The organism is Streptomyces sp. NPDC005775, assembly GCF_042871565.1.
Classification (GTDB): Bacteria; Actinomycetota; Actinomycetes; order Streptomycetales; family Streptomycetaceae; genus Streptomyces.
Genome location: NZ_JBIAIU010000004.1, coordinates 687311 through 693549, shown reverse-complemented (window position 1 = coordinate 693549; position 6239 = coordinate 687311). Strand labels below are relative to the sequence as shown.

Here is a 6239-nt window from a genome sequence, read left to right as displayed (position 1 = left end):
GAAAGGGCTAGCGTGGTGGCGGTTTTGTTCGCGGTCGCGCGCGCCCTGTGAGCCCGGCTTTTTAACCCCCCCACCCCCGGGGCCCCCCCGCCGGAAACACCCCGGGCGGGGGGCGCCGCCGTATTGTCTAGACACCACCGGTCGCTCCGGCCGCCGTGTCGGTGCAGGCAGCACCGGTTTGCCCCGAAGGAGCCCCTCATGACCCCGCCCGTCGTCCACTCGCTGCGCGAACAGATCCGCGAGCACATCGTGGACGGGATCGTCAGCGGGCGCTGGAAGCCGGGCGAGCGGATCGTCGAGCGGCGCATCGCCACCGAGCTGGAGGTCAGCCAGACACCCGTGCGCGAGGCGCTGCGCGAGCTGGAGACGCTCCGCCTGATCGAGTCGGCGCCCAACAAGGGCGTCCGGGTCCGCAACCTCACCGCCGCCGACCTGGAGGAGAGCTACCCGGTCCGGGCCGGCCTGGAGCAGATCGCCGCCGAACTGGCGGCCCCGGGGCTCGGCGAGGACTGCTCGCTGCTCGCCCCGCACGTGGCGGCGCTGTACGAGGCGGACAGGCTGGCGGACGGCGAGGCCCAGGTGCGGCACACGGTGGGGTTCCACCGGGAGCTGGTCCGGGCGGCCGGCAACGCCGTTCTGCTGCACACCTGGGAGGGCCTGGGCATCGAGGTGTTCACGGCGCTCTCGATCCGCTGGCTGGGCACGGTGCAGAAGTCGTACGCCGAGGAGCACGAGGCGCTCATCGAGGCGTTCCTGCGGAAGGACCCGGACATAGGGACGCTGGTCAAGGCCCATGTGCTCGGCTGCGCGCCGCGGGCCTGAGGCGGGTGCGCCGCGCCTGAGCCCGGTGCGCCGCGCCTGAGGCCGGAGCAGGCGCGCGGTGCGCATGTGTCGTGAGGGGCGCTCGCCTGTGCAGGCGAGCGCCCCTTTTGCCTGATAAATCCCGTCACTCCGTGCCCCGTTTCGCGGCACCCCATGCCACTTTCTTCATATCGAGAAGTTTTGCCTTTCATCCTTTGATCGATCATCGATCGGAGCCTTACAGTTCACTCCGCGGGCCCACCGGCCCCATCGCCCTGTCCTGCCAGTCAGGGACTTCTCCACCCCCCTCCTCACCGGAAGGCGGCGATCATGACCGACCCCGTAGGAAAGCTTCCGAGCGAGCTCGACCAGCTCCCGGACCGCGACCCGGAGGAGACCGCTGAATGGGCGGCCTCCCTGGATGCCGTCACCAAGGCCGCGGGCCCGCACCGCGCCGCGTACCTGATGCGGCGCTCGCTCCAGCACGCCGAGGGCGCCGGTCTCGCGCTGCCCAAGCTGCTGGAGACCGATTACGTCAACTCCATCCCCACCGCCGCGGAGCCCGACTTCGACGGCGACCTGGAGATGGAATCGAAGATCACCGCGTGGAACCGCTGGAACGCGGCCGCGATGGTCACCCGTGGCTCCCGCTTCGGCGTCGGCGGCCACATCGCCACCTTCGCCTCGGCGGCGTGGCTGTACGAGACCGGCTTCAACCACTTCTTCCGCGGCAAGGAGGGGGACGGCTCCGGCGACCAGCTCTACATCCAGGGCCACGCCTCCCCCGGCATCTACGCCCGCGCCTTCCTCGACGGCCGGCTCAGCGAGCAGCAGCTCGACAACTTCCGCCAGGAGGCGGGCGGTGACGGTCTGCCGTCCTACCCGCACCCGCGGCGGCTGCCCTGGCTGTGGGAGTTCCCCACGGTGTCGATGGGTCTCGGCCCGCTCTCGGCGATCTACCAGGCGCGCTTCAACCGTTACCTGACCAACCGCAACATCAAGGACACGTCGAACTCGCACGTCTGGGCCTTCCTGGGCGACGGCGAGATGGACGAGCCCGAGTCGACCGCGGCCCTCGCCCTCGCGGCGCGTGAGCAGCTCGACAACCTGACGTTCGTCATCAACTGCAACCTGCAGCGCCTCGACGGTCCGGTGCGCGCCAACTTCCGCGTCGTCCAGGAGCTGGAGGGCGCCTTCCGCGGCGCCGGCTGGAACGTCGTCAAGACGCTCTGGGGCACCGCCTGGGACGAGCTCTTCCAGCTCGACACCACGGGCGCGCTGGTGCGCCGGCTCCGTGAGGTACCGGACGCGCAGTTCCAGACGTACGCCACCCGTGACGTCGCCTACATCCGCCAGCACTTCTTCGGCACCGAGCCCGCGCTCGCCGAGCTGGCGAAGCTGCTCACCGACGCGAAGATCGCCGAGTGCTTCCACAGCTCGCGCGGCGGCCACGAGGCCCGCAAGGTGTACGCGGCCTACCGGGCGGCGCTCGCGCACAAGGGCGCTCCGACGGTGATCCTGGCGCAGACGGTGAAGGGCTACACGCTCGGCCCGGGCTTCGAGTCGCGCAACGCCAACCACCAGATGAAGAAGCTCGACGGCAAGCAGTTCCGCGCCATGCGCGACCTGCTGGAGCTGCCGATCCCGGACTCGAAACTGGACGAGGGCCTGGTGCCGTACGGCCACCCGGGCGCCGACTCCCCCGAGGTCCGCTATCTCCAGGAGCGCCGTGCCGCCCTCGGCGGCCCCGCCCCGGCCCGCCGGGTGCACGCGGTGGCGCTGCCGCAGCCCGAGGAGCGCGCGTTCGCCGCGCTGAAGAAGGGTTCCGGCAAGCAGGAGCTGGCCACCACGATGGCCTTCGTCCGCCTGGCCAAGGACCTGATGCGGGACAAGGAGACCGGCAAGCGCTGGGTTCCGATCGTCCCCGACGAGGCCCGCACCTTCGGCATGGAGGCGCTGTTCCCGTCGGCCGGCATCTACTCGCCGCTGGGGCAGACGTACGACCCGGTCGACCGCGACCAGCTGATGTACTACAAGGAAGCCAAGGACGGCCAGGTCCTCAACGAGGGCATCACCGAGGCCGGTGCCATGGCCGACTTCATCGCCGCCTCCACGTCGTACGCGACGCACGGCGAGCCGATGATCCCGTTCTACATCTTCTACTCGATGTTCGGCTGGCAGCGCACGGGCGACCAGTTCTGGCAGCTCGGCGACCAGCTCGGCCGCGGCTTCGTGGTCGGTGCCACGGCAGGCCGTACGACGCTGACGGGTGAAGGTCTCCAGCACGCGGACGGCCACTCGCACCTGATCGCGTCCACGAACCCGGCGTCGCTCAACTACGACCCGGCGTTCGCGTACGAGATCGCGGTGATCGTCCAGGACGGTCTGCGCCGGATGTACGGCCCCGACGCCGAGAACGTCTTCTACTACCTGACGGTCTACAACGAGCCGAAGCCGCAGCCCGCGATGCCGGAAGGCATCGAGGAGGGCATCCTCAAGGGCCTCTACCGGTTCAAGGAGGGCACGCCCGCGAACGCGGACGCGCCGCGCGTCCAGCTGATGGCCTCCGGTACGGCGATCCACTGGATCCTGGAGGCCCAGGAGATGCTGGCCGCGGACTGGGGTGTCACGGCCGACGTCTGGTCCGCCACCTCGTGGGGCGAGCTGCGCCGCGACGCACTGGAGTGCGACGAGGCACTGCTCCGCGGTGAGCAGCGGGTGCCGTACGTGACTCAGGCGCTGGAAGGCGCACCGGGTCCGGTCGTCGCGGTCAGCGACTGGATGCGCCAGGTGCCGGACCAGATCAGTCAGTGGGTGGAGCAGGACTGGACCTCGCTCGGCACGGACGGCTTCGGCCTCTCCGACACCCGTGACGCGGCCCGTCGCCACTTCGGCGTCGACGCGCAGTCGATCGTGGTCGCGGCCCTGGCCCAGCTGGCCCGCCGCGGCGAGGTGCCGGCGTCGGCGGTCAAGGAAGCCCGCGAGCAGTACGGGCTCTGACGGCCCGGAGGACGGGGAGCGGGCCTGCCCCGCTCCCCGTCCTCCGCACGTCTGCCCCGCTCCGGCAGAGGCTTCGTCCTCAATCGCCGGACGGGCTTGGAGATCAAGCCCGTCCGGCGATTGAGGACGTCTTTTTTGAGCCCGGCCGGCGCTTGAGGCCGCACACCCAGCCCGGCCGACGCTCGAGGCCGCACTCCCGGCCCGGGCCACGCCCGCCCCGTACCGCGGCCACAATGGCCGCATGCGTGCTGCCCGGCTCATCAGAATGGTGCTGCTCCTGCAGTCCCGCCCCGCCATGACCGCCGCCGAGCTAGCCCGGGAGCTGGAGGTGTCCGAGCGGACCGTCACCCGGGACGCCCAGGCGCTGTCCGAGGCCGGGGTGCCGGTGTACGCGGACCGGGGACGGGCGGGCGGGTACCGGCTCGTCGGCGGGTACCGGACGCGGCTCACCGGTCTGGCCCGTGACGAGGCCGAGGCCCTCTTCCTCTCCGGCCTGCCCTCCGCCCTGCGCGAGATGGGCCTGGAGGACGCCGCCTCCGCCGCCCGGCTGAAGGTGTCGGCGGCCCTGCTCCCCTCCTTCCGGGACGCCTCCGCGAGCGCCTCCCAGCGCTTCCACCTGGACGCGCCCGGCTGGTACCAGGAACCGGCCACCCCCGCGCTCCTGCCCGCCGTGGCCGAGGCGGTGTGGGACGACCGGGTGGTGCACGCCCGTTACCGCCGGGCCGGTCAGGACGCCGGGGCGGAGCGTGAGCTGGCACCGTACGGGCTCGTCCTGAAGGCCGGGGTCTGGTACCTCTGCGCCCGTGCGGAGGACGACTTCCGGGTGTACCGGATCGACCGCTTCACGGCGGTGGCGGTGTCGGACACCCGCTTCGTCCGGGACGAGAGCTTCGACCTGCCCGCCTTCTGGGACGAACGCGCGGCCCAGTTCGCCCGGTCGATCCTGCGGACCGAGGTGACGCTGCGGCTCTCGGAGGCGGCCGTGCGCCGGCTTCCGCACGCCGTGGACCGCGTCGCCGCCCGGGACGCCCTGGACGCGGCCGGGCCGCCCGGCCCCGACGGATGGGTCACGGTCAGGCTGCCCGTCGAGTCCCTGGACGTCGCGTACGGACAGTTGCTGGCCCTGGGGCCGGAGTTGGAGGTCCTGGAGCCGGCCGCCCTGCGCATCAGGTTCGCGGCGGCCGCGGAGGCGTTGCACGCCCTCTACCGGTGAATCCTGAGGCCGTAAGGCTTCATTTCGGCGTCTGAGCGTGCATCGGCCGCCTCCGGGGCCGATGCTGGACCCGTGATGGACGAGACGGAATTCTGGGAGATCGTCGACAGCACCCGCGAGGCCGCCGACGGGGACCCCGAGGACCATGCGGACCTGCTCGTCGAACGGCTGGTGCAGCTCGATCCCGATTCCGTGCTGGACTTCGCGCGGCACTTCGAGGCCCGCTACAACCGGGCGTACCGCTGGGACCTGTGGGCCGCGGCCGCCGTACTGCTCGGCGGGGCGAGCGACGACGCCTTCGACTACTTCCGCTGCTGGCTGATCGGCCGGGGCCGGGAGGTCTTCGAGGGGGCGGTGCACGATCCGGACAGCCTGGCCGAACTGCTCGACGACTTCGACGAGGAACTGGACGGGGACGCCGAGGAGCTGGGCTACGCCGCCGACGAGGCGTACGAGCAGCTCACCGGGGTGGTCGCGCCGGATCTCGGGCTGCCGCCGCAGGCGGCCGAGCCGGAGGGCACCCCGTTCGACTTCGAGGACGACGCGGTCCTGGCGGCACGGCTCCCCGAGCTGTGGCAGCGGTTCGGGGCCGGGTGAGGCGCGGCCGGCCGTAGGTCCTGTCCGGAGTTCCCCGTCTGCGCCTCGACGCCCGGTCACGGGCCGAGCGGCCGGCCCATCATGACGTCGTCCACGTAACGCCCGCCCAGGAAGAACTCGCCCGGCAGGACGCCCTCGACGGTGAACCCTTCGGCCGCGTACAGCGCCCGGGCCGGGGTGTTGTGGCCCAGCACCCGCAGGGTGATGCGGTTCGCCCCCTGGCCGCGCGCGGCCCCGCACGCGGCGCGTATCAGCGTGCGGCCCATGCCGCGGCCCCGCGCCCAGTCGGCCACGGCGAGGCCCTGTATCTGCCGGACGTGCGCGTTGCAGGCCAGGGGGGTGGGCGGCACGATGCGGACGTACCCGGCGATGGCCGTCTCGCCCGCCGTGTTGACCGCTTCGGCCACCAGGACGTCCTGCGGCCGGTGCCGGTCGTCGAAGAACGGCTCGTACGGCGGCTGCGGCCGGGGGGTCACGGCGTGCAGCGTCGACCAGGTGCTCCGGTCGAGCTCCCCGAGGGCGGGGCCGTCGTCGAGGACGGCGGGGCGGACGGGCGGGGCGGGAGGGGTGAGGAACTCGGCCATGGGCGTCACTGTGTCACGCGTCGTCAGCGGCATATGGGGCAGGA

5 protein-coding genes are annotated in these 6239 nt (G+C 71.9%); 4 read left to right on the top strand and 1 reads right to left on the bottom strand.

Annotated elements, in window-relative coordinates; translation table 11 throughout:
* Positions 1–198 precede the first annotated feature (198 nt).
* The 4 genes from ACFYPA_RS13500 (at position 199) to ACFYPA_RS13485 (ending at position 5611) form a co-directional block, all read left to right on the top strand.
* Positions 199–822, top strand: coding sequence for a GntR family transcriptional regulator (locus ACFYPA_RS13500; protein ID WP_311312822.1), 624 nt, complete (start codon positions 199–201; stop codon positions 820–822).
* Between the two features lie 309 nt (positions 823–1131).
* A complete protein-coding gene (gene aceE, locus ACFYPA_RS13495) occupies positions 1132–3801 on the top strand; it encodes a pyruvate dehydrogenase (acetyl-transferring), homodimeric type (protein WP_359314517.1) in 2670 nt (889 codons plus the stop codon).
* A gap of 241 nt (positions 3802–4042) precedes the next feature.
* Complete coding sequence (locus tag ACFYPA_RS13490; protein WP_389131695.1) at positions 4043–5014, top strand: helix-turn-helix transcriptional regulator; 972 nt, start codon at positions 4043–4045, stop codon at positions 5012–5014.
* A gap of 75 nt (positions 5015–5089) precedes the next feature.
* Positions 5090–5611, top strand: a complete 522-nt coding sequence (locus ACFYPA_RS13485) for a DUF4240 domain-containing protein (protein ID WP_359085041.1) — start codon at positions 5090–5092, stop codon at positions 5609–5611.
* Positions 5612–5667: 56 nt separating this feature from the next.
* Here ACFYPA_RS13485 and ACFYPA_RS13480 read toward each other — a convergent pair whose 3' ends face one another.
* Entirely contained in the window at positions 5668–6195 is a 528-nt protein-coding gene (locus ACFYPA_RS13480) for a GNAT family N-acetyltransferase (protein WP_359085136.1), read from the bottom strand.
* Positions 6196–6239 lie beyond the last annotated feature (44 nt).

Excerpts from the sequence above, each read along its gene's own strand:
- ACFYPA_RS13500 (WP_311312822.1), top strand. The coding sequence starts at position 199 with ATGACCCCGCCCGTCGTCCACTCGCTGCGCGAACAGATCCGCGAGCAC.
- aceE (WP_359314517.1), top strand. The coding sequence starts at position 1,132 with ATGACCGACCCCGTAGGAAAGCTTCCGAGCGAGCTCGACCAGCTCCCG.
- ACFYPA_RS13490 (WP_389131695.1), top strand. The coding sequence starts at position 4,043 with ATGCGTGCTGCCCGGCTCATCAGAATGGTGCTGCTCCTGCAGTCCCGC.
- ACFYPA_RS13485 (WP_359085041.1), top strand. The coding sequence starts at position 5,090 with ATGGACGAGACGGAATTCTGGGAGATCGTCGACAGCACCCGCGAGGCC.
- ACFYPA_RS13480 (WP_359085136.1), bottom strand. The coding sequence starts at position 6,195 with ATGGCCGAGTTCCTCACCCCTCCCGCCCCGCCCGTCCGCCCCGCCGTC.